Raw genomic sequence first — 25,996 nt, forward strand, 5'->3', positions numbered from 1 at the left:
ATGGCGCAGAACAACGCCCATTCCCACCGCGTCGTGGCGGACAATCGCAAGGCGCGGTTCAACTATTCGATCTCGGACACCTACGAGGCCGGCATCGTGCTGACCGGCACGGAGGTGAAGTCGCTGCGCTCCGGCAAGGCGACGATCGGGGAGAGCTATGCCGGCCCCTCGGGCGAGGAGCTGATGCTCTACAACGCCTACATTCCCGAGTACCTGCAGGCGAACCGCTTCAACCACGAGCCGCGCCGGCCGCGCAAGCTGCTCCTCCACCGCCGCGAGATCGACAAGCTGCTCGGCGCCACCCAGCGGGAGGGCTACACGGTCATCCCGCTGCGGATCTACTTCAACGAGCGCGGTCGCGCGAAGGTCGAGCTCGGTCTCGGCCGCGGCAAGAAGCTGCACGACAAGCGCGAGACCGAGAAGAAGCGCGACTGGGATCGCGAGAAGGCCCGCATCCTGAAGGGCTCCTGACCCGATCGTGCCCGAGGCGAACGGTGGCCGCGCGCCCCGGGCACGACCTCAGTCCTCGTATTCCTCGTCCTCGTCGACGCGCCCGGTGGCGCCGCCGATGGGACCCTGGCCCTGGCGGATCCCGTAGCGGCGCTCGAGGCCGGTGTTGCCGGGCGTGCCCTGGAAGCGTGCAGGGCGGTCGGAATAGTCCCTGGCCGGACGGTCGGCGGGGTCGCGGCCGATCTTCGGCAGGAGATGGGCGAGATCGATGAACTCGTCCGCCTGGCGGCGCAGCTCGTCGGCGACCATCGGCGGCTGGGTCGAGATGGTCGAGACCACGGACACCCGCACGCCCTTGCGCTGCAGCGCTTCGACGAGCGAACGGAAATCGCCGTCGCCGGAGAAGAGCACGATGTGGTCGACCTTGTCGGCCAGCTCGAGCGCGTCGATGCACAGCTCGATGTCCATGTTGCCCTTGACCTTGCGCCGCCCGGTCGAGTCGACGAACTCCTTCGTCGGCTTGGTCACGACGCGATAGCCGTTGTAGTCGAGCCAGTCGATCAGCGGGCGGATGGAGGAATACTCCTGATCCTCGACGAGCGCCGTATAATAGAACGCCCGGAGCAGGTAACCGCGCGACTGGAATTCCTTCAGGAGCCGCTTGTAGTCGATATCGAAGCCGAGCGTCTTCGTCGTGGCGTAGAGATTCGCGCCATCGATGAACACGGCAATACGTTCTTGCTCTCTCATGGCTGAAATCTCTCCAATGACAATCGAGCGACCCGGGACGAATTCGTCGTCGGATGAAATCGGCAGGTCCCGCGGCCTAGAAACTTCCGCAACGGCAGTCTCGTCGCCGCGGACGTGGAGACATACCGCGCCGACTAGACGCGCGGCGCCCTTCGGTGTCAAGGCGCGCAGTTTGGCGGCCCGACGGGTCCCGCCGCCCGCGCGCGCCTCGTCAGCTCTCGCCGCGCAGAGCCGCGGCGTAGGCGGCCACCGCGCTCTCGAAGCCCATCGCGAGCGCGTCGGCGGTCAGCTCGTGGCCGATCGAGGCTTCCGCGAGGTGCGGGATGGCGGCGACGAGGGGCGGGATGTTGTCGAGGTTCAGGTCGTGCCCCGCATTGACCACGAGCCCGTGCTCGCGCGCCGCGAGCCCCGCCTTGGCGGCCGCGTCGAGGAGCGGTGCGTGGCGTCCCGCCTTCCAGGCCTCGGCGTAGGAGCCCGTGTAGATCTCGATGCCGTGCGCGCCGATCTCGGCGACGCGCGGCACCACCGCCGGGTCCGGGTCGACGAACAGCACGATGCGCGTCTCGACGCCGGCGAGGGCCGCGAGCGCGTCGGAGACGAGCGCCTGCTGGGCCGCGTCGAGGTCGAAGCCCTTGTCGGAGGTGAAGACGTCGGGCGCATCCGGCACGAAGGTCACCTGCTCGGGCCGCACCGCGCGCACGATCTCGAGGAAGCGCGCGTCCGGGTAGCCCTCGAGGTTGAGCTCGAAGGCGGGACGCAGGTCCGCCATCGCCGCGGCGATTGCGTCGACGTCCGCGCGCCGCACGTGGCGCTCGTCGGGCCGCGGATGCAGCGTGATCCCCTGCGCGCCGGCGCGCGCGGCGAGCGGCACGAAGGCCACGGGATCGGGCACGCCCGTCTTCCGCGAGTTCCGCAGGAGGGCGATCTTGTTCAGGTTGACGCTGAGCCGGGCCATCGGCGAGCTCCAGGATACCCACGACACGAAGAGCGCGGACCATACCGCTCCCGGCGCGGATGTCGAGCGGCGCGACGGCGGGTCGCACGACGATCCGTGCACGGAGAGGGCCCGCGATCGAACGGATCCGCCTCCCCGGCCGTTGGCGGCTCGATCGAAGCGGAGCGGCGCGGCTCCGGTCGCTCCCGGCGGCCGCCGGTGCCGCCCGCCTGTGAGGGATCGAGCGGGCGGGAGGTTACATGCCCAATTTCGAGAACTACCTGGAATACGGCTACTGGCAGTTCGACGTCATTCGCCACATCTTCGCCCTGACGGTCGCGGCCTTCCTGGCCGGGCTCGTCTATTTCGCGCTGACGATCGAGAACGTGGCGCCGCGCTACCGCCTTTCGAACGTCATCTCCGCGGTCGTCATGGTGTCGGCGGCGCTGGAGATCTTCCAGCTCTGGCTCCTGTGGAACCGCAGCTTCGAGTTTCAGGCCGCGACGCAGACCTGGACTCGCGTCGAGGGGATGATCTTCTCCAACGGCTACCGCTACGCCAATTGGTCGATCGACGTGCCGATGCTGCTCACCCAGCTCCTCGTCGTGCTCGGCTTCTCGGGGCGGGCCTTCTGGAGCAACTGGGGCAAGTTCACGCTCGCCGGTCTCCTGATGATCTGGACCGGCTACGTCGGCCAGTACTACGAGCCCGCCGTCGCCGGCTTCTCGGACACGCAGGCGGTCGCGCCCTTCTGGATCTGGGGCGGCGTCTCGACGGTGTTCTATGTCTACATCCTCTGGCTCGTGTACACGGTCACGCACCGGCCGCCGGAGCGGCTGTCGGACCAGGTGTCGACGGAGTTCGGCCGCATCTGGATCCTCCTCCTGTGCGCCTGGACGCTCTATCCGCTCGCGTACCTCGTGCCGGCGGTGTGGGTGTCGGACGAGGCGGTCGTGGTGCGCCAGGTCCTGTTCACGACGGCGGACATCACCTCGAAGCTCGTCTTCGGCATCATGCTCTCGCGCGCCGCGCGGCACCGCTCCATCGAGGAGGGCTACGGTCCCTCGCTCGCGGTCGCCGGCGAGATCTACCCGGACCGCGTGGAGCGCCCGCAGCGCGCCGGAGGTTCGGACCGGCCCGCGCCGGCCGAGTAGGGAGCGGACGATGCGTCCCGATCGCGATCTCGTGATCCTCGGTGGCGGCTGCGCAGGCGCGAGCCTGGCGGAGCGCCTCGCCGAGGCCGGCCCCGCCGCCCCGCGCACGCTCGTCGTCGAGGCGCGCGACGGCGGCAGCGGCACCGGCACGCGCTTCGGCGACGATCGCACCTGGTGCTTCTGGCGCACGCGCCGCCACCGGCACGAGGGGATCGTGGCGCGGTCCTGGTCGCGGGTGCGCGTCGCGACGCGGGAGGGGCGCGGCGGCGTGGCCGAGACGCCGTCGACGCCCTACCAGATGATCCGCGGCGGAGACTTCCACGACGCGGCGCGCGCGGCGATCTCCGCCGCGCCGCGGGTCGAGCTCGCCACCGGGACGCGGGTCGCGGCCGTGACGCGACTGCCGGACGGCCTCTGGCGCGTCGAGACGAGCGCCGGCCCGGTCACCGCGGGCGCGGTAGTCGACACCCGCCCGGATCGCCGGCCGGCGCCGGGCGCGGCACGGCTGTGGCAGAGCTTCCACGGGCGCGAGATCGCCTGCGACCGCGCCTCGTTCGATCCCGGCACGGTCGAGCTGATGCGCTTCCTCCCGCCCCGCGGCGACCGGATCGCCTTCGCCTACGTCCTCCCCCTCGCGCCCGACCGCGCGCTCGTCGAGGCGACGGTCTTCGCCGCCGACCCGCTGCCGCCGCCGGCGCTCGCGGCGGATCTCGCGGACGCGATCGCCGAGGCGACGGGCGGGCGCGGCGGTGCCGTGCTGCGCGAGGAGCACGGCGTCCTGCCGATGGGCCTCCTCGGCCCTCCGCTCCCCGGGCCGACAGGAGCCGGCCTCGTGCGCGCGGGCCTGATGGCGGGCGGCGCGCGCCCGTCGAGCGGCTACGCCTTCCGCCGCATCCAGGCCTGGGCGGACGCCTGCTCGGCGTCGCTCCTCGCCGGCCGCGGCCCGGTTGCCGCGGCGCCGGACGGCCGGCTCCTCGCCTTCATGGATCGCCTGTTCGTGCGCGTGCTCGCCGCCGACCCGGCGCGTGGCCCCGACCTCTTCGCCTCGCTGTTTCGCCGCACGCCGCCGGCGCGCCTCGTGCGCTTCCTCTCGGACGAGCCGAGCCTCCTCGATGCGGCGGCGATGGCGGCGTCGCTGCCGCCGGCGCCCTTCCTGCGCACGCTGGCGACCCCCGACCGCGCGCCCGCCCGTGCGGGCGCCGCCGCCCGCGGACGGATCGGGGAACCCGCGCGATGAGTGCCGAGGACGTCATCCGCGCACAGGGGGTCGTCTACGGCGCCGTGGCGCTCGCCGTCGGCTTCGGCGCGACGGCGCTGCCCGCGCTCGCGCCGACGACGGAGATCCTCGTCGTTGGCGCGCTCGTGCTGGTGCTCGGCGTCCCGCACGGCGCCTTCGACACGCTCTGGGCCCGCCGGCTCCTGGGGCTCACCGGCGTCCGGCGCTGGGCTCTGTTCGGGCTGGCCTACTGGGCGGCGGCAGCGCTCGTCGTGGCGATCTGGGCGCTCGCACCGGTGCTCTTCCTCGGCGGCTTCCTGATCGCCTCGGCGCTCCACTTCTCCGGCGACCTGGAGGGCCGCGTCGCCGTCGCGAGCCGGCTCGCGATGGGCGCCGCCCCGCTCGTCCTGCCGTCGCTGCTCCACGAGGTCGCGGTTGCGCGGCTCTTCGGCCTGCTCGTCGGCCCCGAGCCGGGCGCCCTCGTGGCCGGCGCGCTCGCGAGCCTCGCCTGGCCCGTCGTCTTCCTCCTCGTCGGCAGCGTCGTCTGGGAGACACACCGCGACCGGGGTCGCACGGCGCTCGAGCTCGCCGCGACGGGCGTCGTGGCGATCCTCGCGCCGCCGCTCGTCGCCTTCGCGGTCTATTTCTGCCTGATGCATTCCGCCCGCCACGTCCTGCGCACGGCGCGGGCAGCGGAGACGACGGCGCCCGCGGCGCTCGTCGCCATCGCGGCGCTGCCGATGCTCGGCACGCTGGCGCTCGCGGGCGCCGCCTGGTTCCTGCTCGCCGACGTCGCGCTCGACGCGCGGGCGATGCAGGTGCTCTTCGTCGGGCTCGCCGCGCTCACCGTGCCGCACATGGCGCTCGTCGAGCCGGCGCGCGCCCGCGGCTGGGGCTTCGCGCCGGTGCCGCGCGCGGCGACGCCCGGCGACGGCTGAGATCAGGCCGCGCGCGCCTCGCTCGCGAGCCGTGCGCGCAGCATGCCGAGCACCGCCGCCTCCTCGGGCTCGAGCCCGTCGAGCTCCTGCGCCAGCGCGCGACCCGCCTCGCGGCCGACCGCCTCGACGAGCGTCCCCTCGAGATAGGCGTCGAGCACCTGCGGGTGGACGTAGCACTTGCGGCAGATGGTCGGCGTGTTGCCGAGCCGGGACGAGACCTGCTCGATCGCCGCCTTGAGGTTCTTCTTCGCGGCGGCCTTGGTGTCGAAGGCCTCGAACTCCCTGAGCGCCGTCGCCGCGAGCACCGTCCCGCCCCAGGTGCGGAAGTCCTTCGCCGTGATCTCGCGCCCGGTGATCTCGCGCAGGTAGGCGTTCACGTCCGCGCTCTCGACCGCGTGGCGGTTGCCGTCGTCGTCGACCCACTGGAACAGGCGCTGCCCCGGCAGGTCCTCGAGCATCCGGACGGTGCGCGCCACGCGCCGGTCGCGCACCTTCAGGCGGCGCTCCTTGCCGCCCTTGGCGGTGAAGACGAAGCGCAGGCTGTCGCCCTCCACGGAGACGTGGTCGGCGCCGAGCGTGGTGAGGCCTTGCGTGTTGTTGGTGCGCGCGTAGTCGGAATTGCCGATGCGGATCAGCGTCGTCTCGAGCAGGTGGACGATCGTGGCGAGGATCTTCTCGCGCGTGAGCTTGCGCTGGCGCATGTCGGCGTCGACCCGCGCACGGATCGCCGGCAGCGCCTCGGCGAAGGCGACGACGTGCTCGAACTTGGTCGAGTCGCGCACCTCGCGGAAGCGCGGATGATAGCGGTACTGCTTGCGCCCGCGCGCGTCCCGCCCCGTCGCCTGGATGTGCCCGTTCGGGTCCGGCGAGATCCACACGTCGGTATAGGCGGGCGGCACGGCCAGGGACTTCAGCCGGCGGATCTCGTCGGGGTCCTTGATCGTGCGCCCCTTCGGATCGACGTAGGTGAAGCCCCGCCCGGACCTGCGCCGCCGGATGCCCGGCTCCTCGTCGGTGACGTAGGTGAGGCCAGCGCTCCGGGCGGCGTCGACCGGGTCGACGACCCCGCTCTCCGAGACCGCTTCCTCCGCCGCCGCGCCCATCACGGCGTCCCGGCCACGCGCGCGTCGGCGCGGCGCCGGCGGCGCAGGTTGCGCAGTTTCATCACGAGGACCGAGCCCGACAGGACGAGGCTCAGCGCGTTGAAGACGATGATCGGCAGGCTCCAGATCATCAGCCCGTAGACGATCCACAGGGAGAAGGCCGAGACCGTCACCACGTACATGCGCTTGGAGATCGCCTCGGTGTCGCCCTCGCGCCAGGACTTCCAGACCTGGGGGACGAAGCTCACCGTCGAGCAGAGGCCGGCCACCGTGCCGACGACGACGGGGAGGTTTCCTTCGATGAACGCCAGCACGCCTGCCGCCTCGCTCGGTTCCGGGAGCCGAGAGAACGGCGGCGCGCGACCGGCGTTCCGCGCCGCGACGTCGCGGGCAAAGTGGAGAGCGGCCAGGGGGAGAGCGGCGACGGGGAGGAGCGCGCGCTACTGCCCGCGCCGGGCCCGGCTGGCGAAGCGCACCGCGTCCTCGGCGGCGCGGAAGAGGGCCTTGGCCTTGTTGACGCACTCCACGCGCTCGGAGGCGGGGACGCTGTCGTAGACGACGCCCGCGCCGGCCTGGACGTGCATGCGCCCGTCCTTGACCACCGCCGTGCGCAGCACGATGCAGGTGTCCATCTCGCCGTCGGCGCCGAAATAGCCGATGCACCCGGCATACGGCCCGCGCTTGTCGCGCTCGAGTTCGTCGATGATCTCCATGGCGCGCACCTTCGGCGCGCCCGACACGGTCCCCGCAGGGAAGCCGGCGACGAGAGCGTCCAGCGCATCGCGGCGCGGGTCGAGGCGCCCGACCACGTTCGAGACGATGTGCATGACCTGGGAATAGTACTCGAGGAAGAACGAATCCGTCACGCGCACGGAGCCGAGCTCGGACACGCGCCCCGCGTCGTTGCGCCCGAGGTCGAGCAGCATCAGGTGCTCGGCGCGCTCCTTCGGGTCGGCCAGGAGGTCCTGCGCATGCGCGCGGTCCTCCGCCGGCGTCGCGCCGCGCGGGCGGGTGCCGGCGATCGGCCGGATGGTCACCTCGCCGTCGCGCACCCGCACCAGGATCTCGGGCGAGGAGACCACGATCTGGTAGTCCTCGAAGTCGAGATAGCAGAGGAATGGCGACGGGTTGATGCGCCGGAGCGAGCGGTAGAGCGCGAAGGCCGGCAGCGGGAAGGCCGCCTCGAAGCGCTGGGAGAGGACGACCTGGAAGATGTCGCCGGCGCGGATGTAGTCCTTCGCCCGCTCGACCATCGCCTCGTACGCCTCGTCCGGCGTGTTCGAGACGACGTCGATCGTCGTGGTCTCGGCGATCTCGGCGCGCGCCTCGGCGGGCAGGGGCGCCTCCAGCGCGTCGACCACCGCCTCGAGCCGGGCGAGCGCGCTCTCGAAGGCCGCCTTCGCCGAGGTGCCGGGCCGCGGGCGCACGGGCGCGACGAGGCTGATCTCGTCGCGCACCGCGTCGAAGACGACCATGACGGTCGGGCGCACGAGCACCGCGTCCGGAACGCCGAGCGCGTCGGGATTGGGCGCCCCGAGCCGCTCCATCTCGCGCACCATGTCGTAGCCGAGATAGCCGAACAGCCCAGCCGCCATCGGCGGCAGGTCGTCGCCCGGACGGTCGCCCTTGGGGATGCGGCTCTCGTGGATGAGCGCGCGCAGGCTCTCGAGCGGCGGCCGCGGATCGGGCTCGAAGCGGCCCTCGCCCGAGAGTGCGGCACGATCGATCGCGCAGGCGCCGTCGCGGCAGCGCCAGACCAGATCCGGCGCGACGCCGATCATCGAGTAGCGTCCGCGCTGGGCGCCGCCCTCGACCGATTCGAGCAGGAAGGCCGGCCCGGCCTGCGCGCGGCGCAGCTTGAGGAAGGCCGCGACCGGGGTCTCCAGGTCGGCGACCAGCCGCGTCGCGACGAGCGAGGCCCGCCCCGCCTCCCAGGCCGCGGCGACCTCGGCGAAGGCGGGGGCGACCTCCATCAGAAGGCGCCTCCGCGCACCGCCGCCTCGAAGGCCTCGCGGTCGATCTCGGCGCCGAGCTCGTCCTGGAGGTAGGCGAGGTACTGCTCGAGCACGTCCTGGGAGAGGAACTGCGCGAGCTGGCTGCCGATCTCCTCGGCCTGCGGCGTGGTGACGATGTAGTCCGGCGCCGAGGCCGACAGCACGCGGAAGACGACGCGCTCGGTCGCGCCGAGCGGCGCGCTGCCCGGCTCGCCGACGCGGGTGGCGAAGAGCCGCGTCACCGCGCCCTCGTCGAGCGGCGCCGCCGCCTGCCCGCGGGCGAGGCCGCGACCCTGGGCGACCGCGAGGCCGGTCTCCTGCGCGATCGTCTCCAGCGTCTCGCCGGCCTCGAGCCGCGCGACGATCTCGCGCGCCCGCTCAGAGAGCAGATCGGCCACCTGCTCGCTCCGCCATGCGGCGACGACCTCCTCGCGCACCTCCGACAGCTCGCGGTCGCGCGCGGGGGCGATGTCGGTCACGTCGTACCAGACGTAGCCGCCGCCTTCGGTGCGGATGGCGAGGTTGTCGACGCCGATGTCGGTCTCGAACAGGGCGGGAAGCAGCGCCTCGCGCGCGGGCAGAGCGACCGGGGCGCCGTCGGGCCCGAGGCCGCGGCTGTCGATCGCCGCGATGCGGGTGAGCTCGAGACCGCGTGCCTGCGCGATGTCGGAGAGCGGGATCGCGGCGGCGCGCTGGTCCTCGATCTCGTCGTAGGCGGTGCGGAGGCGGTCGGTGGCGCGGTCGAGCGCGATCTCGGTGCGGAGCGCCTGCGCGACCTCCTCGAAGGGCCGTACGTCCGCCGGCACGACGTCGGCGACGCGCACGAGCGCCGCCCCGAAGCGGCCGTCCACCGGCTCGCTCACGGCGCCCTCCTCCAGCGCGAAGGCCGCCTCGGCGATGGCGGGGTCGAGCACCTCGGAGCGGGCGAGGGTGCCCAGCTCGAACACGTCGGGCGCGACCGCGCGCTCGGCGGCGAGATCCTCGAACGAGATCTCGCCGGCGGCCACGCGCCCGGCCGCCTCCGCCGCCTCGTCGGCGCTCGCGAAGGGAATGCGCTGGATCACGCGGCGCTCGGGCGTGCCGAAGCGGGTCTCGGCTTCGGCCTCGTAGCGCGCCCGCACGGCGGCCTCGTCGACCGCATCCGGGTCGGCGATCGCCTCGGGGGAGATCGCGAGCACCTCGGCGGTGCGGTACTCGGGCGCGCGCCACTCGCCGCGGCGCTCGGCGAAGAAGGCGGCGAGCGTCTCCTCGTCGGGCGCGGCGATCTCGCCGGCGAGGCTCTCGGGCAGGACGAGGTAGTCCGCGTCGCGCCGCTCCATCTCGTAGCGCCAGAACGCCTCCTCCGCCGTCACCGGCGCGTCGAGGCCCGCACCGACCGCCTCGACGATCGCCCGCCGCTCGAGCTCGCGCGCCTGCTGGGCGACGAAGGCCTGCTCGGAGAGGCCCGCGAGCGACAGGAAGCGCCGGAAGGCGTTCGGGTCGAACTGGCCGTTCGCCCGGAAGGACGGATCGTCGGCGATGGAGCGGGCGACGAGCGTGTCGCCGGCGCGCAGGCCGAGCGTGTCGGCGCGCTCGTTCAGCACCGCCTCGGTGACGATCTGGCCCAGCACCTGCTGGTCGATCCCGAACAGCTGCGCCTCCTGCGGCCCGATCGGCTGCCCGAGCTGCGCGGAGAGCCGGCGGATCTGGCGCGTGTAGGTGTCGCGCACGGTCTGTGCGTCGACCTCCGTGTCGCCGACGCGCACGACGGTGGTGGAGGCCCCGCCGCGGAAGATGTCGCCGATGCCCCACACGGCGAAGGAGAGGATCAGGAGGGTGAACAGCACGCCGGCGACGGCCTTGCCGACCCAGGTCTTTCCGACATTGCGAAGGTTCTGCAGCATGGGGCGTCCCGTGTGTTCCAGGAGGGAGCGCTTAGCGCATCTGACGTCTCCGCGAAAGCCCGCCCGCGGCGGCGCGCCGCTTCCAAGCCGGGCCGGCGCGGGTTATGACGCGGGCCGTCCCCACCGGAGCGCGACCCCGATCATGACCGCCTCGCCCCTGCCCCTCGTGCGCGATCGCCGTCTCGTGGCGCTTCTCGTCACGCTCGTCGCGGCCGCGACGATCGCCACGGCGCTCGTCTTCCAGTACGGGCTCGGCTACCAGCCCTGTGCGCTGTGCCTCCTCCAGCGCTGGCCGTACTGGATCGCCCTGCCTCTCGGCGTCCTCGCGATCGCCTTCGCGCCGCGCGAGGGCGTGGGCCGCGGGCTCCTCGCGGTCCTCGGTCTCGTCTTCGTGGTGTCGGCGGGGCTCGGCGCCTATCACGCCGGCGTCGAATGGGGCTTCTGGGCCGGCCCGTCCGACTGCGGCGGCGCGGGCCTGCCGCAGGCGGCGACCATGAACGACTTCCTCGCCCAGCTCGACACGGTGCGTGTCGTCTCCTGCACCGAGGCCGCCTGGCGCTTCCTGGGTCTCTCGATGGCCGGCTGGAACGCGTTGATCTCGGCGGGGCTGGCCGGGCTGGCGCTCGCGAGCGCGGCGGGCGCGCGCCGCCCGGCCGGTCGGATCTGACCGACGGTCGCCACGCTCCCGGCCGCTCAACGGATCGCGAGCCCCTCCCCCGCCCTGTACGCCTCGATGCGGGCCCCGAGCGGCGCCGGCGTCCAGGGCGAGACCGCGCCGTCGGGCCAGACGACCCGGATCTCCGCGGCCCGCGCATCGCCGAGGCCGAAATGCAGCGGCCCGGCCCTCCCGCCGACGTGCCCTCCGCCGACGGTGACCTCCTGGACCTGCACCGCCTGCCCGCCCTGCGCGCGCACCTCGACGAAGGCGCCGACCGCGAAGCCGTTCGGCCCGTCCTGGCGCGGGGTGACCGCGAGCCAGGCGCCGGTGCCCTCCGTCGCGTTCTGCCACACCTCCAGCGGCGCGCGGCGGTTGACGACGACGAGGTCGAGCCGCCCGTCGCCGTCGAGGTCGGCGAACGCAGCGCCCCGCGCGCGATCGGTCGTCGCGACGCCCGCCTCCCCCGCGCGCTCGACGAAGCTGCCGTCCGGCGTCTGCATGAGCAGGTTGTTGGGGTCCTTCATGGCGTTCGAGGGCATCTGGTCGACGTTGCCCTTGGCGATGAAGAGGTCGGCGCGCCCGTCGTTGTCGACGTCGCCGAACTCCGCGTGCCAGCCGGTCGAGGGCCGCCCGTCGTCGCCGAGGAAGGGGCGCTGGGCGTAGGTGCCGAGGGAATAGGGCGCGTTCTCCCAGCCATCGCCGCGATTGAGCTTCATCAGCTGGTCGCCCATCGAGGTGAGCATCACCTCCGGCAGCCCGTCGCCGGTGACGTCGCGGCTGGCGATGCCCATGCCCCACAGCGAGATCCGCGGCCAGCCGTCGGAGGCGACGCGCTCCTCCAGCGGGTCGAGCCGCCACATCTGCTCGAAGCCGCCGCGCACGTAGTAGTGCCGGTCGTTCGAGACCCGCAGCTCCGGCTCGCCGGCGCGCCGCCAGTCCGAGAACAGGATCGAGAGCGCGCAGAAGCCGGGCTCGAGCCGGATCGGCGCGCCGTAGCGCCCGCCCTCGGGCCGATGCAGCTCGTTGACGTCGCAGGCCTCGAACGGGCCATCCGGAGCGGCGCGGTCGACGTAGTTGCCGACGGCGAGCGTCGGCCGGTCGCGGCCGGCCTCCCAGGTGGCCGAGAAGGCGGTGGACCAGCGGTCGCCGGCGTCGAAGCCCCAGGCCTCGGTGGCGTCCTCGAACGCGCAGCCGGGCCCGCCCTTCAGGAGGAGGTTCGGCCCGACCCGCAGCACCGCGAGATCGAGGGTCCCGTCGCCGTCGACGTCGAGCGGATAGGCGCCGGTGACGCCGGTGGGCGTCGGCGCGGACGTCCCCTCGGCGAAGCGGATCGGCGCGCCGGGGCCCTCCGTGACGTTGACGAGGAGCCGCGCGGGGTTCGCGCCGCCGGCGACGTAGAGGTCGGGCTTCGCGTCGCCGTTGCAGTCGAGCACCGCCACCCCGCCGCCGACGAAGTGCTCCCAGCCGCCGTCGTAGACGTGCGGCGCGGGGAGATCGCCCGCTCGATCGACGAAGCGCGGCTCGGCGGCCGCCGCCGGGTCGGCGAAGAGGACGAGCAGGAGGGCGACGACGGCCGCCCCCGCTCCCGCCCCCTCGGGGCGGGGACGAACCGTCCAGCGGATCGGGGGCGGGATCCCGCGGCTCGAGGCGTCCGGTTTCGGCTGCGCCGAAGCGCGCCTCGCGGCGCACCCCCTCCGTCTCGCCGCTGCGCGGCGATCCACCTCCCCCGATGGGGGAGGAGCGAAGCACGTCGCGGTCGTCATGCCGGCGCGCCTTCCCTGGCAGCGCCGGCGCCGAGCATCGCGTCCGTCACCGCCGAGAGCGCGAGCGCCGCCGCGCCGTGGGCCCAGAGCAGGTCGCCCCAGGCGTGGACCTCGATCGGCGGCAGCGGGCGGCTCGCCGGGAGGACGAGGCTCGAGAGCTCGGCGAGGGTGTCGGCGGCGTAGAGGTAGTCGTAGCGCATGCGCTCTCCCGAGAGGATGATCAGATCGGGGTCGAACAGGTTGACGACGTTGGCGAGGCCGATCGCGAGATAGCGCCCCGCCCGCCGGAAGATCGAGCGCGCGGCCCCGTTGCCGGCCTTGGCGTGGTCGAACAGGGATTCGAGCACGACCCCCATCGGACGCCCGTCGGCATAGCTCCAGTCGAGCGCCGTCGTCGCCTCGCGGGCCAGCGCGTAGTCGGCGACGTAGGCCTCGAGGCAGCCGCGCTGGCCGCAGCGGCACAGCGCGCCGTCGAGGTGGACCTTGATGTGGCCGAGCTCGGTGCCGAGCCCGCGCGCGCCGCGGTAGAGCCGGTGGTTGACCACGAGGCCCATGCCCACCCCGTGCTCGATCGTCACGACCGCGAAGTCCGACAGGGCGCGGCCCGCGCCGAACCAGAGCTCGGCCAGCGCCACCAGGTTCGCGTCGTTGTCGACGTGGACCGGCAGTCCGAGCCGCTCCGCCACGGCGGCGGCCAGCGGCACGTCGCGATCGCGCAGCACGGGCGACCAGTGCACGACGCCCGCGGCGGCGTCGACGAAGCCGGGAACCCCGAGCCCGACCGCGCTGAGATCGCCGCGCGCGACGCCCGCCGCGCCGCAGACGCGGGCGAGGAGCGCGTCCGCCGCCTCGAGCAGGTCGGCCAGGCTGCGGCCGCCGAGCCGCTCGGTCACGCTGGCGGAGGCGACGAGGCGGCCCGCGAGGTCGACGACGACCGCCGTGTGCTCGCGATCGGAGATCTTGATCCCCGCGACGTGGCGCGCGTCGGGCCGCACGCCGAGCGCCACGGGCGGGCGCCCGCGGCTCGTCGCGTCTCCTTCCCGGGTGACGGCGACCTCCTCGATCAGCCCCGCCTCCATCAGCTCGGACGTGACCGCGGTGACGCTCGCGGGGCTCACCCCGAGGTCCTTCGCGATCTGCACCCGCGCGAGCGTGCCCGCCGCGCGGATGCGCTCGAACACCTGCTGGCGCAGCGGCCGCTGGCCCTCGGCGAGCGGGCGCAGCAGCGGGCCGACGCCCTGGCGCTCGTCCTCGCTCCCCACGGCGACCGCCTCGGCGCGCATTAGTTACCGCTCCTGAACTAAAGCCCTGTCCCGAACCGTGACGTCTTGGGCGTTTGTAACGATTTTTGTGCAGTGCGGGAAGAACATGCCCCGTTATCCTGAGGGTGAGCACGATGGAGTGGCATTTTTATTTTGACAACTGAAATTATCCGCGACAGTCTGCGCGGCACGGCGCAAGGCCGGACGCGGCCCGACAAGGGTCGCGCGCTACGGGAGGAAACGCGATGCGCAAATTCGCACTGATGGCCGCGGTCGCCGCGGTCGGCTTCGCTGGAGCCGCTCACGCCCAGGACCCGATCACCGTCGGCGTGAGCTGGTCGAACTTCCAGGAGGAGCGCTGGAAGACCGACGAGGCGGCCATCCGCGCCGCGCTCGAGGAGGCCGGCGCCGAGTACGTCTCGGCGGACGCCCAGTCGTCCTCGGCCAAGCAGCTCTCCGACATCGAGAGCCTGATCGCCCAGGGCGTCGACGCCCTCATCATCCTGGCGCAGGACTCGCAGGCCATCGGCCCGGCCGTGCAGGCCGCCGCGGACGAAGGCATCCCGGTCGTGGGCTACGACCGTCTGATCGAGGACCCGCGCGCGTTCTACCTGACCTTCGACAACGTCGAGGTCGGGCGCATGCAGGCCCGCGCGGTGCTGGAGGCCCAGCCCGAGGGCAACTACGTCATGATCAAGGGCTCGCCCACCGATCCGAACGCGGACTTCCTCCGCGGCGGCCAGCAGGAGGTGCTGCAGGAGGCGATCGACGCCGGGCGCATCACCATCGTCGGTGAGGCCTACACCGACCAGTGGCTCCCCGCCAACGCCCAGCGCAACATGGAGCAGATCCTCACCGCGCAGAACAACGAGGTCGACGCAGTCGTCGCCTCCAACGACGGCACCGCCGGCGGCGCGGTCGCGGCGCTGACCGCCCAGGGCCTCGACGGCACGGTCCCGGTCTCGGGACAGGACGGCGACCACGCCGCGCTCAACCGCATCGCCAAAGGGACGCAGACGGTCTCCGTCTGGAAGGACGCCCGTGACCTGGGCCGCGAGGCCGGCGAGATCGCGGTGGCGATGGCGCAGGGCACCGAGATGTCCGACATCGAGGGCGCCGAGCAGTGGACCTCGCCGGGCGGCACCACGCTGTGGGCGAAGTTCCTGGAGCCGGTCCCGATCACGCAGGACAACCTCGACGTCGTCGTCGACGCCGGCTGGATCTCGCAGGAGGCGCTCTGCCAGGGCGTCGAGAACGGCCCGGCCCCCTGCAACTGATCCGCGACACCACGCACCGCGCGGCCTCCCGCGAGGCGTCCCGCTCCGGCGGGACGCCTTCGGCCCGGGCCGCGCGGGCGCGACCCTCGACGACCTAGAGGCCCCTCCGCGAAGGACGCGCCGATGACCGCCGCCACCGCCCACGCCCCCGCGACGCAGAAGAAGAAGGGCGTCTTCGCCGCGCTCGAGATCGACACGCGCCTGCTCGGCATGATCGGCGCCTTCGTGGTGCTGTGCCTCGCCTTCAACTTCATCACCGACGGGCGCTTCCTCACTCCGCGCAACATCTTCAACCTGACGATCCAGACCGTCTCGGTGGCCATCATGGCGACGGGCATGGTCTTCATCATCGTCACGCGCCACATCGATCTCTCGGTCGGCTCGCTGCTCGCCACCAGCTCGGCGGTGATGGCGATGGCCCAGACCGCGATCCTGCCGGACCTCCTCGGGGTGGGGCTCGACAGCCCGACGGTGGCGGCGCTGGCGATCGTGATCGGCCTGATGACCGGCACCGCCATCGGCGCCTTCCAGGGCTGGCTCGTCGGCTATCTCCTGATTCCCGCCTTCATCGTCACGCTCGGCGGGCTGCTGGTGTGGCGCAACGTCGCATGGTACCTCACGAGCGGCCAGACGATCGGGCCGCTCAACGAGTACTACCTCCTCTTCGGCGGCATCAACGGCACGCTCGGCGAGACGCTGTCGTGGGCCTTCGCCCTCGTGGCCACCGTGGCGGCGCTGTGGGCGCTGGTCGCCTCGCGGCGCAACAAGGTCGCCCACGAGATGCCGGTGAAGCCGCTCTGGGCGGAGGGCGCGATCGGCCTGCTCATCGCGGTCACGATCTTCGGCTTCGTCGCCCTCCTCGTCGCCTACCAGATCCCCTCCGGCCGGCTCGAGCGCATGTTCGTGGCCCGCGGCGAGGTGCTTCCGGAAGGCTTTACCCAGGGCTACGGCATCCCGATCTCGGTGCTGATGCTGATCGTGCTGGCGGTCCTGATGACCGTCGTCTCCCGCAAGACCCGCTTCGGCCGCTACGTCTTCGCCACCGGCGGCAACCCGGACGCCGCCGAGCTGTCGGGCATCAACACGCGCATGCTCACGGTCAAGGTCTTCGCGCTGATGGGCTTCCTGTGCGCGCTCTCGGCGGTCGTCGCCTCCGCGCGCCTGACGAACCACACGAACGACATCGGCACGCTCGACGAGCTGCGCGTCATCGCCGCCGCGGTGATCGGCGGCACGGCGCTCTCCGGCGGCGTCGGCACGATCTACGGCGCGATCCTGGGCGCGCTGATCATGCAGTCGCTCCAATCCGGCATGGCGATGGTGGGCGTCGACGCGCCCTTCCAGAACATCGTCGTGGGCATGGTGCTCGTCGTCGCCGTCCTCGTCGACATCCTCTATCGCAAGCGCACGGGAGGGAAGGCATGAGCAGCCCGGATCGCGGCACGCCGCTCGTCGAGCTGCGCGACATCTCGCTCGCCTTCGGCGGCATCCAGGCGGTCGACCGGGTCACGGTCGACCTCTATCCCGGCGAGGTCGTGGGGCTGCTCGGCCACAACGGTGCCGGCAAGTCCACGCTGATCAAGTGCCTCTCGGGCGCCTACCGGATGGATTCGGGCGAGATCCGGATCAACGGCGAGAAGGTCGAGATCAACAACCCGCGCGACGCGCGCCGGCACAATATCGAGACGATCTACCAGACGCTCGCGCTCGCCGACAATCTCGACGCCTCCGCCAACCTCTTCCTCGGCCGCGAGCTGACGAACGCGATCGGCATGATCGACGAGGCGCAGATGGAGGCCGAGACCCGCAGGATCATGGGCCGCCTCAACCCCAACTTCCGGAAGTTCTCGGCCCCGGTCTCGGCTTTGTCGGGCGGCCAGAGGCAATCGGTCGCCATCGCGCGGGCGGTCTACTTCAACGCCAAGATCCTGATCATGGACGAGCCCACGGCGGCGCTCGGGCCGCAGGAGACGCGGATGGTGGCCGAGCTGATCGACGAGCTCAAGCGCCAGGGGCTCGGCATCTTCCTGATCGACCACGACATCCATCAGGTGAAGCAGCTGTGCGACCGCGCCGCCGTGATGAAGAACGGCGCGCTGGTCGGCATCGTCGAGGTCGCGGACGTCACCGAGGACGATCTGCTCGGCATGATCATCGCGGGCAAGCGCCCGGAGCATCTCGCCGCCTGAGCGACGAAGCGACCGGACCAGGCGGCACGAAGAGGCGGCGCAATCATGCAGGTCATCGGGCTCGATCTCGGCACGTCCGGGCTCAAGGGCGTCCTCGTCGACGAGGGCCAGGCCGTGCTCGCGGAGGCGACGGCGCCGCTCGCGGTCTCGCGCCCGCACGAGGGCTGGTCGGAGCAGAACCCGACCGACTGGCTCGCCGCCGCCGAGAGCGTCATGGACGCGCTCGCGCCGCACGGGCTCTCGGACGTGCGCGGGATCGGCCTCTCGGGCCAGATGCACGGCGCGACGCTGCTCGACGCCGCCGACGAGGTGCTGCGCCCCTCGATCCTGTGGAACGACACGCGCTCCCACGCCGAGGCCGCCGCCCTCGACGCGGACCCGCGCTTCCGCGCGATCACCGGCAACATCGTCTTCCCCGGCTTCACCGCACCCAAGCTCGCCTGGGTCGCGCGCCGGGAACCGGGCGTGTTCGACAAGATCGCCAAGGTCCTCCTGCCCAAGGACTACCTGCGCCTCTGGCTCACGGGCGAGCACGTCGCGGAGATGTCCGACGCCGCCGGCACGAGCTGGCTCGACACGGGCCGGCGCGACTGGTCGGACGATCTCCTCGCGGCGACGGGCCTCTCGCGCGCGCACATGCCGCGCCTGGTCGAGGGCTCGCAGGTCTCGGGAACGCTCCGCCCCGCCCTCGCCGCGCGCTGGGGGCTGCCCGAGGGCGTCGTCGTCGCCGGCGGCGGCGGTGACAATGCGGCGTCGGGCATCGGCGCGGGCGTCGTGCGTGCGGGCGAGGCCTTCGTGTCGCTCGGCACGTCGGGCGTGCTCTTCGCGGCCGCCGAGGGCTACGCGCCCGCGCCCGAGACCGCCGTGCACACGTTCTGCCACGCGCTGCCGAACGCCTGGCACCAGATGGGCGTCATCCTCGCCGCGAGCGACGCGCTGAACTGGTACGCCCGCCTCGTCGGCGCGGACGCGGCCGCGCTCACGGCCGGTCTCGGTGCGCCGAGGGCGCCCGGGCGCACGCTGTTCCTGCCCTATCTCGGCGGCGAGCGCACGCCGCTCAACGACGCCGGGATCCGCGGCGCCTTCCTGGGCCTCGAGCACGAGACCGACCGCGAGGCCGGCACCCGCGCCGTCCTCGACGGCGTCGCCTTCGCGCTCAGGGACTGCCGCGACGCGCTCGCCGCGACCGGCACCCGCATCGATCGGCTGATCGCGCTCGGCGGCGGCAGCCGTTCGGAAACCTGGCTCGCCACGATCGCGACCGCGCTCGGCGTGCCGGTCGACGTCCCCGCCGCCGGCGACTTCGGCGCGGCCTTCGGCGCCGCCCGCCTCGCGCTCATGGCCGCGACCGGGGCCGGCCCGGAAATCGCCACCCCTCCGCCGATCGCCCGGCGCATCGCGCCGGACGCCGATCTCACCACCGCCTACGACGACGCGCACGCGCGCTACGCCGCCGCCGCGCGAGCCATCGGGAGCTTCTGATGACCGACTTCTTCGCCGGGATCGCCCCTGTCCGCTACGAAGGCCCCGACAGCGACGCCGAGCTCGCCTTCCGCTGGTACGACCCCGATCGGGTCGTGATGGGCAAGCGGCTCGAGGACCACCTGCGCTTCGCGGTGGCCTACTGGCACTCCTTCGCCTGGCCGGGCGGGGACCCGTTCGGCGGGCAGACCTTCGAGCGGCCCTGGTTCTCGGACGGCATGGAGGCGGCGAAGCTCAAGGCGGACGGCGCCTTCGAGCTGTTCGAGATCCTGGACGCGCCGTTCTTCTGCTTCCACGACGCGGACGTGCGCCCCGAGGGCGCGACCTTCGCCGAGAGCCGCCGCAATCTGGAGGAGATCGTCGACTACTTCGCCGGCAAGATGGAGACGTCGCGGACGAAGCTGCTGTGGGGCACGGCGAACCTGTTCTCGCACCGGCGCTTCATGGCGGGCGCCGCGACGAACCCGGACCCGGACGTGTTCGCCTATGCCGCCGCGACCGTGAAGTCCTGCATGGACGCGACCCACAGGCTCGGCGGGCAGAACTACGTGCTCTGGGGCGGGCGCGAGGGCTACGAGACGCTGCTCAACACCGATCTCGGCCGCGAATCCGAGCAGGCCGGGCGCTTCCTGTCGATGGTGGTCGCGTACAAGCACAAGATCGGTTTCGAGGGCACGATCCTGATCGAGCCCAAGCCCCAGGAGCCGACGAAGCACCAGTACGATTACGACGTCGCCACGGTGTACGGCTTCCTGCGCCGCTTCGGCCTCGAGAACGAGGTCAAGGTCAACATCGAGCAGGGCCACGCCATCCTCGCGGGGCACTCGTTCGAGCACGAGATCGCGCTGGCTTCCAGCCTCGGCATCTTCGGCTCGATCGACATGAACCGGAACGACTACCAGTCCGGCTGGGACACGGACCAGTTCCCCAACAACCACCCCGAGGTCGCGCTCGCCTACTACGAGATCCTGCGCGCCGGCGGCTTCGCGACGGGCGGCACGAACTTCGACGCCAAGCTGCGCCGCCAGTCCCTCGATCCGGTCGACCTCGTCGCGGCCCATGTCGGCGGGATGGACGTGTGCGCCCGCGGGCTGATCGCGGCGGCCGCCATGCTGGAGGACGGCGGGCTCGAGCGCCTGCGCGCCGAGCGCTACGCCGGCTGGGACGCGCCGGAGGCGCAGGCGATGCTGACGTCCGACCTCGCATCGATCGCCGCGCGCGTCGAGAGCGACGGCATCGACCCGCAGCCGCGCTCGGGCCGGCAGGAGCGTCTGGAGAACTGGGTGAACCGCTTCGTGTGAGGAGGGACGGCGATGGGCGAGACGCGCGACCCGTTCTCCTTCCCTGTAGGGGAAGGTGGATCGCCGCGCAGCGGCGAGACGGATGGGGCGCGCCGTAAGGCGCGTTCGGCGAAGCCGAAACGGGCCGGGCTCCGGACCCCACCCCTGGCTCGCTTCGCGAGCCGTCCCCTGCCCTACAGGGAGGGACAGGTGGCGGCGCTCGGTCTCGCGCTTCTTCTGCTCGCCACCCCCGCAGCCCCCCCCGCCGCCGCCCTCGACCTCCCCCGCGCCCCCACCGACGTCGACTACCGCCCCGTCGACCGCCGGGAGGCGGAGCTCGGCCGGCTGCTGTTCTGGGACCCGATCCTGTCGGGCAACCGCAACATCTCCTGCGGCACCTGCCATCACCCGAAATTCGCCACCTCCGACGGACTCTCGCTCGGGATGGGCGAGGGCGGCGTCGGGCTCGGGCCGGAGCGCGCCGTCGATCCGCAGAACCTCCCGGAGCAGCGGATCCCCCGCAACGCGCCGGCCTTGTTCAACCTCGGCGCCCGGGAGTTCACCGTCATGTTCCACGACGGGCGCATCGAGGAGGACCCCTCGCGCCCGTCCGGCCTGCGCACGCCGCTCGAGGACGAGATGGTGGCGGGCTTCGACACGCTGCTGTCCGCGCAGACCATGTTCCCGGTGCTCTCGCCCGACGAGATGGCGGGGCATTATTCCGAGAACGAGATCTCGCGGGCGGTGCGCCAGGGCCTGATCACCGGCGAGGGCGGGGCCTGGGACCTGATCTCGCGGCGCGTGGCCGCGATCCCGGACTACCGCGCGCTGTTCGAGGCCGCCTATCCCGAGATCGCGGCGGGGCGCGCCATCGCCTTCACCGACATCTCGAACGCCATCGGCGCCTTCATCGAGCTCGAATGGCGCTCGGACGCCTCGCCCTTCGACGCCCACCTGCGCGGCGAGGCACCGCTCCCCGGGCCGGCGCGGGCCGGCATGGCGCTGTTCTACGGCGAGGCCGGCTGCGCCGCCTGCCATTCCGGGCCGTTCCAGACCGACCACGGCTTCCACGCCATGGGCGCGCCGCAGCTCGGCCCCGGCAAGGCCGAGCGCTTCGAGAGCCATGCACGCGACGTCGGCCGCATGCGGGTGACGAACGACCCCGCCGACGCCTACGCCTTCCGCACGCCGTCGCTGCGCAACGTCGCGCGCACCGGCCCTTGGGGCCACGCGGGCGGCCATTCCGATCTCGCCGGCTTCCTGCGCTTCCACGCCGATCCCGCGGCGGGGCTGGCCGCCTACGCGCCCGACGCCACCCTCCCCGCCTTCGCGCCGGCGAAGCCCGACTTCGCCGCGCTGGAGGACCCGACGGAGACCGCCGCCATCACGTCCGCCGCCGCGGCCCGTCCCCGGCTGGCGTTGGACGACGACGAGATCGCCGCGCTCCTCGCCTTCCTCGACAGCCTCACCGACGAGGCCGCGATCGCCGGACGGCTCGGCATCCCCGAGCGCGTGCCGAGCGGGCTGCCGGTGGATCGGTAGGCGGCAGACGGCCCCCGTGCACCGCTCCCGATCCCCGTCGTGCGCACGATCGCGCAGCCCTCGGCACGCTCTCTGCTACGCTCGGGCCGACGCGGCGCGAGGGAGGACGGCATGCGGATCGGATCGATCGGGCTCGGGGCCATGGGGCGGCCGATGGCCGAGCGGCTCGCCGCCGCGGGGCACGCGGTCGCGGGGCTCGACCGCGATCCCGCCCGCCGCGCCGACGGCGCAATGCCGGCGGCGGATCTCGCGGAGCTCGTCGCCGGCGCCGACGCGCTTCTCCTGTCGCTGCCGGACAGCCCGGCCGTCGAGGCCGTGATGGAGGGGGTCCTCGCACGGGCCGCGCCCGGGCTCCTCGTCGTCGACACCTCGACCGCCGACCCGCTCTCGACGCGCGCCATCCAGGCCCGCGCCGCCGAGCGCGGCGTCGCCTTCGTGGACGCGCCGGTCTCGGGCGGGGCCACGGGCGCCGCCGAGGGACGGCTCCTCGCCATGCTCGGCGGGGCGGATGCGGACCTCGACCGGGCCGAGGCGCTCCTCGCCCCGCTGACCCGGCAGGTCGTGCGCTGCGGCGGGCCGGGTGCGGGAAACGTGGCGAAGCTCGTCAACAACCTGCTCTGCTCGGCGCATCTCCTGCTCGCGGGAGAGGCGCTGGCGCTCGGCGAGGCGGCGGGACTCGACCCGCGGGCGCTCGCCGCGGTCCTTGCCGCGGGCTCCGGGCGTTCGGCGGCGATCGAGACGAACCTGCCCGCCTGGGTGCTCTCCGGTACCTACGACAGCGGCTTCACGATGGGGCTGATGGCGAAGGACGTGCGCCTCGCCCGCGCGCTCGGCGAGGCGGTGGCGGCGCTCGGGCCGCTCTCGCGCGCCACCGCCGCGAGCGTGGCGCAGGGGGAGGCGCGCTTCGGCGCCGCGGCGGACTTCAACCGGCTGGTCGATCTCGGACGGGGAGAGGCGTGATGCGGGCGGACATCCTGGCGAAGCACTGGCCCGGACCGATCGGCAGCCTCATCGACGGGGAGATCGTCGAGGGCACGGGCGAGGCGATCGGGCTCGTCTGCCCCGCGACGGAGGAGCTCCTCGCGTCCTACGCCGATGCCGGCGCGGATGTCGCGGCCCGCGCGCACACCGCGGCCGAGCGCGGCGGCGGGGCGTGGCGGGCGCTCTCGGCCTCGAGGCGCGGCGAGATCCTGATGCGCGCGGCCGACCTCGTCGCGCGCGATGCGGAGGCGCTCGCCACCGTCGAGGCGCTCGTCGCCGGCAAGCCGATCCGCGACGCGCGGGCGGAGGCCGGACGGGTGGCGGAGATGCTGCGCTACTATGCCGGCTTCGCGGACAAGATCGAGGGCCGCGTCGTGCCCGTCGCCTCGGGGCATCTGACCCTCGTCACGCCGGAGCCGCTGGGCACGGTCGTGCAGATCACGCCCTGGAACGCCCCGCTCTTCACTGCCGGCTGGCAGCTCGCACCGGCGCTGGCCGCCGGCAACGCGGCGATCCTGAAGCCGTCGGAATGGACGCCCGTCACCTCGCTGATGCTGGGCCGGCTCCTGATCGAGGCCGGCGTCCCGGCGGGCGCGGTCTCGGTCGTCGCCGGCTTCGGGCACACGGCCGGCGCCGCGCTCGTGTCCGACGGGCGCTGCGGCAAGGCGGTGTTCGTCGGCTCGGTGCCGAGCGGGCGCAAGGTCGCGGCGCTCGCCGCCGCGGCGGGGCGGCCGTCGCTGCTGGAGCTCGGCGGCAAGTCGGCGATGGTGGTCTTCGCCGACGCCGATCTCGCCGCCGCCGCCACCTGCGCCCAGGGCGCCATCTTCGCCGCCGCGGGGCAGAGCTGCACCGCGGGCTCGCGGCTCCTCGTCGAGCGGCCGGTCTACGAGCGCGTCCTCGATTGGCTGGCGGAGGGGGCGGCGAAGCTGCGGGTCGGCGATCCGCTCGATCCGGCGACCGAGGTCGGGCCGCTGCAGAACGCGCGGCAATACGCGAGCGTACGCGGGACGATCGCGGCGGGGCGCGCGACCGGCGCGCGGCTCGTCCTCGGGGGAGCACGCCCGGCGGCGCTCGGCGAGGGACCCGGCTACTTCGTCGCGCCGACGATCTTCGCCGACGTGGCACCCGACGCGGCGCTCGCCCGCGAGGAGATCTTCGGCCCGGTCCTCGCCGTCCTGCCGTTCGACGGCGAGGAGGAGGCGCTCGCCCTCGCCAACGGCACGGACTTCGATCTCGCCGGCGCCGTCTGGTCGCGCGACGGGGCGAAGGCGCTGCGGGTGGCGCGGGGCCTGCGGGCGGGATCGGTGTGGGTGAACGGCTACCGCACGCTCTCGGTCCAGGCGCCCTTCGGCGGAATGCGCGGCTCCGGCTTCGGCCGCTCGTCGGGCGCCGAGGTGATAGCGGAGTACACGCAGGCCAAGAGCCTCTGGATCGAGACCGCGGCGACCCCGGTGTTTCCGTTCGGGTACGCGCCCGGCGCGCCCGGCTGAGACGACGCCTATTCCGCCGCCACCGCCGGGCCGAGATGCCGCCCCGGCGCGGCGGCCAGCAGCGTGCGGGTGTACTCGTGCTTCGGGTCGAGGAACAGCTCGCGCGTCGGACCCTCCTCCACCACCTCGCCCCGGCGCATCACCGCGATGCGGTCGCAGATCTGGGCGGCGACGCGCAGGTCGTGGGTGATGAACAGGAGCGCGAGATCGAACTCGCGCTTCACCTGGTCGAGCAGCTCGAGCACCTGCTTCTGCACCGAGACGTCGAGGGCGGAGACCGCCTCGTCGGCGATCAGCACGTCCGGCTCCATGGCGAGCGCGCGGGCGATGGCGATGCGCTGGCGCTGGCCGCCGGAGAACTGGTGCGGATAGCGGTCGAGCGCGTCCGGGGAGAGGCCGACGAGGCTCATCAGCCGGCGCGCGCGGGCGAGCGCCTCCTCGCGCGGCAGCCCGAAGTTCATCGGGCCCTCCATCACCGAGGCGCCGACCGTTCGGCGCGGGTTGAGCGAGCGGTAGGGGTCCTGGAAGACCATCTGCACGCGCCGGCGATAGGGCGTCAGCGCGCGGGTGGAGAGCCCGGCGATGTCGACGCCGGCGATCTCGATCGCCCCGCTCGTCGGGTCGACGAGCCGCACGATGCAGCGCGCCACGGTCGACTTGCCCGAGCCGCTCTCGCCGACGACGCCCAGCGTCTCGCCGCGGCGCACGACCAGGTTCACGTCCTTCGCCGCGAGCACGGAGGGCTGCGTCGCGCGGCCGAGCCAGCTCTTGCCGCCGTAGCCCTTGACGAGATCGCGGGTCCGCACGGCCACCTCGCCCGAGGCCGCCGTGCGCGTCGGCGGCTCGAGGCTCGGCACCGAGGCGATCAGCATGCGGGTATAGGCGACCTTCGGGTTCGCGAAGATCTCCGCCGCCGGCCCCTGCTCGACGACCTTGCCGTAGCGCATCACCACCACCTTGTCGGCGATCTCGGCGACGACGCCGAAGTCGTGGGTGATGAAGAGCACGCCCGTGCGACGACGCTCCTGCATCTCCTTGATCAGCTGGAGGATCTGCGCCTGGGTGGTGACGTCGAGGGCGGTGGTCGGCTCGTCGGCGATGAGGATGACGGGGTCGAGCACCATCGCGGCGGCGATCATCACGCGCTGGCGCTGGCCGCCGGAGAGCTGGTGCGGGTAGCGGTCGTAAAGCGCCTGCGGATCCGGCAGGTGCATGGCCTCCATGATCGCGATCACCTTCTCCCGGCGCTCCGCCGGAGAGAGCTTCGTGTGGATCTGGAGCACCTCGTCGATCTGGTCGCCGATGGTCATGACCGGGTTGAGCGCGGTGGCCGGCTCCTGGAAGATCATCGCCATGCGCGTCCCGCGCAGGTCCCGCAGGCGCTCCGGCGTCGCCTTCAGCACGTCCTCGCCCTCGAGCAGGATCTGGCCGCGCTCGGCGTGGAGCTCGCCCTTGGCGAGGAGGCCCATCACCGAGAAGGCGGTGACGGACTTGCCCGAGCCCGATTCGCCCACCACGCAGACAATCTCTCCGGGCCCCACGTCGAAGCTCACGCCCTCGACCGCGTAGCGCCGGTCGGCGCCCGCGGGGAGCGCCACGGCCAGGTCGCGGATGGAGAGGACGGGGCCGTCGCCCTGATGCGTTGTCATG

General features: G+C 72.9%; 22 protein-coding genes. 13 read left to right on the forward strand and 9 right to left on the reverse strand.

Features of this window, described 5'->3' with window-relative positions:
• On the forward strand, positions 1-471 hold the full coding sequence (smpB, locus tag G407_RS0114920; RefSeq protein ID WP_029031456.1) for an SsrA-binding protein SmpB: 471 nt from the start codon (positions 1-3) through the stop codon (positions 469-471).
• Between the two features lie 48 nt (positions 472-519).
• On the opposite strand, the gene G407_RS27920 is transcribed toward smpB, so the two are convergent.
• Together G407_RS27920 and G407_RS0114930 are read right to left on the reverse strand one after the other, a co-directional pair.
• A complete protein-coding gene (locus G407_RS27920) occupies positions 520-1,200 on the reverse strand; it encodes a LabA-like NYN domain-containing protein (protein ID WP_052341414.1) in 681 nt (226 codons plus the stop codon).
• A gap of 211 nt (positions 1,201-1,411) precedes the next feature.
• The gene (locus G407_RS0114930; protein WP_043539887.1) at positions 1,412-2,155 is read right to left on the reverse strand and encodes a pyridoxine 5'-phosphate synthase; all 744 of its coding nucleotides are present in this window, start codon (positions 2,153-2,155) and stop codon (positions 1,412-1,414) included.
• A 239-nt stretch (positions 2,156-2,394) separates the two neighbouring features.
• On the opposite strand from G407_RS0114930, the gene G407_RS27925 reads away from it, so the two are divergent.
• Genes G407_RS27925 through G407_RS27935 form a run of 3 tightly spaced genes read left to right on the forward strand, consistent with a single transcriptional unit; the run spans position 2,395 to position 5,442 of the window.
• Positions 2,395-3,288 (forward strand): bacteriorhodopsin, encoded by an 894-nt coding sequence (locus tag G407_RS27925; RefSeq protein WP_052341415.1) that lies wholly within the window; start codon positions 2,395-2,397, stop codon positions 3,286-3,288.
• Positions 3,289-3,298: 10 nt separating this feature from the next.
• A complete protein-coding gene (locus tag G407_RS30580; protein WP_052341416.1) occupies positions 3,299-4,525 on the forward strand; it encodes a lycopene cyclase family protein in 1,227 nt (408 codons plus the stop codon).
• On the forward strand, positions 4,522-5,442 hold the full coding sequence (locus G407_RS27935; RefSeq protein ID WP_052341417.1) for a Brp/Blh family beta-carotene 15,15'-dioxygenase: 921 nt from the start codon (positions 4,522-4,524) through the stop codon (positions 5,440-5,442). Before G407_RS30580 ends, G407_RS27935 begins: the two co-directional genes overlap by 4 nt.
• Positions 5,443-5,444: 2 nt before the next feature.
• Here the strand turns inward: G407_RS27935 and G407_RS27940 are convergent, their stop codons facing one another.
• From G407_RS27940 to G407_RS0114965, 4 genes are all read right to left on the reverse strand, one after another.
• Entirely contained in the window at positions 5,445-6,545 is a 1,101-nt protein-coding gene (locus tag G407_RS27940; protein WP_043539917.1) for a DNA topoisomerase IB, read from the reverse strand.
• Positions 6,545-6,859: a SemiSWEET family sugar transporter gene (locus G407_RS0114955; protein ID WP_245259096.1), complete on the reverse strand. Its 315-nt coding sequence runs from the start codon at positions 6,857-6,859 to the stop codon at positions 6,545-6,547. The genes G407_RS27940 and G407_RS0114955 overlap by 1 nt, the downstream gene beginning before the upstream one ends.
• A gap of 126 nt (positions 6,860-6,985) precedes the next feature.
• A complete protein-coding gene (trpE, locus tag G407_RS0114960) occupies positions 6,986-8,518 on the reverse strand; it encodes an anthranilate synthase component I (RefSeq protein ID WP_029031459.1) in 1,533 nt (510 codons plus the stop codon).
• A complete protein-coding gene (locus G407_RS0114965) occupies positions 8,518-10,422 on the reverse strand; it encodes a peptidylprolyl isomerase (protein ID WP_029031460.1) in 1,905 nt (634 codons plus the stop codon). Before G407_RS0114965 ends, trpE begins: the two co-directional genes overlap by 1 nt.
• A 142-nt stretch (positions 10,423-10,564) precedes the next feature.
• Between G407_RS0114965 and G407_RS0114970 the strand changes: the two genes are divergently transcribed.
• On the forward strand, positions 10,565-11,089 hold the full coding sequence (locus G407_RS0114970) for a disulfide bond formation protein B (RefSeq protein WP_029031461.1): 525 nt from the start codon (positions 10,565-10,567) through the stop codon (positions 11,087-11,089).
• Positions 11,090-11,115: 26 nt separating this feature from the next.
• Here G407_RS0114970 and G407_RS27945 read toward each other — a convergent pair whose 3' ends face one another.
• Both G407_RS27945 and G407_RS0114980 read right to left on the reverse strand, forming a co-directional pair.
• Complete coding sequence (locus tag G407_RS27945; RefSeq protein WP_084327555.1) at positions 11,116-12,843, reverse strand: CRTAC1 family protein; 1,728 nt, start codon at positions 12,841-12,843, stop codon at positions 11,116-11,118.
• Entirely contained in the window at positions 12,840-14,126 is a 1,287-nt protein-coding gene (locus G407_RS0114980) for an ROK family transcriptional regulator (protein WP_043539888.1), read from the reverse strand. Before G407_RS0114980 ends, G407_RS27945 begins: the two co-directional genes overlap by 4 nt.
• 224 nt (positions 14,127-14,350) lie before the next feature.
• Between G407_RS0114980 and xylF the strand changes: the two genes are divergently transcribed.
• The 8 genes from xylF to G407_RS0115020 all read left to right on the forward strand — a co-directional run bounded on the left by xylF (position 14,351) and on the right by G407_RS0115020 (position 24,346).
• Positions 14,351-15,382: a D-xylose ABC transporter substrate-binding protein gene (gene xylF, locus G407_RS0114985; protein ID WP_029031463.1), complete on the forward strand. Its 1,032-nt coding sequence runs from the start codon at positions 14,351-14,353 to the stop codon at positions 15,380-15,382.
• Positions 15,383-15,505: 123 nt separating this feature from the next.
• Positions 15,506-16,807, forward strand: a complete 1,302-nt coding sequence (locus G407_RS0114990) for a sugar ABC transporter permease (protein ID WP_029031464.1) — start codon at positions 15,506-15,508, stop codon at positions 16,805-16,807.
• Complete coding sequence (locus G407_RS0114995) at positions 16,804-17,571, forward strand: ATP-binding cassette domain-containing protein (RefSeq protein WP_029031465.1); 768 nt, start codon at positions 16,804-16,806, stop codon at positions 17,569-17,571. Before G407_RS0114990 ends, G407_RS0114995 begins: the two co-directional genes overlap by 4 nt.
• A 45-nt stretch (positions 17,572-17,616) precedes the next feature.
• On the forward strand, positions 17,617-19,053 hold the full coding sequence (xylB, locus tag G407_RS0115000) for a xylulokinase (RefSeq protein WP_043539889.1): 1,437 nt from the start codon (positions 17,617-17,619) through the stop codon (positions 19,051-19,053).
• Positions 19,050-20,354: a xylose isomerase gene (gene xylA / locus G407_RS0115005; RefSeq protein WP_425337501.1), complete on the forward strand. Its 1,305-nt coding sequence runs from the start codon at positions 19,050-19,052 to the stop codon at positions 20,352-20,354. Before xylB ends, xylA begins: the two co-directional genes overlap by 4 nt.
• 189 nt (positions 20,355-20,543) lie before the next feature.
• Complete coding sequence (locus tag G407_RS0115010) at positions 20,544-21,875, forward strand: cytochrome-c peroxidase (RefSeq protein ID WP_029031468.1); 1,332 nt, start codon at positions 20,544-20,546, stop codon at positions 21,873-21,875.
• 39 nt (positions 21,876-21,914) lie between these two features.
• Complete coding sequence (locus G407_RS0115015; protein WP_280742450.1) at positions 21,915-22,835, forward strand: NAD(P)-dependent oxidoreductase; 921 nt, start codon at positions 21,915-21,917, stop codon at positions 22,833-22,835.
• Complete coding sequence (locus G407_RS0115020) at positions 22,835-24,346, forward strand: aldehyde dehydrogenase family protein (RefSeq protein WP_043539891.1); 1,512 nt, start codon at positions 22,835-22,837, stop codon at positions 24,344-24,346. The genes G407_RS0115015 and G407_RS0115020 overlap by 1 nt, the downstream gene beginning before the upstream one ends.
• 8 nt (positions 24,347-24,354) lie before the next feature.
• On the opposite strand, the gene G407_RS0115025 is transcribed toward G407_RS0115020, so the two are convergent.
• Positions 24,355-25,995: an ABC transporter ATP-binding protein gene (locus tag G407_RS0115025; RefSeq protein WP_029031471.1), complete on the reverse strand. Its 1,641-nt coding sequence runs from the start codon at positions 25,993-25,995 to the stop codon at positions 24,355-24,357.
• Position 25,996: the final 1 nt, after the last annotated feature.

Origin of the sequence: Salinarimonas rosea DSM 21201, from assembly GCF_000429045.1 — a bacterium.
GTDB classification, from domain to species: domain Bacteria; phylum Pseudomonadota; class Alphaproteobacteria; order Rhizobiales; family Beijerinckiaceae; genus Salinarimonas; species Salinarimonas rosea.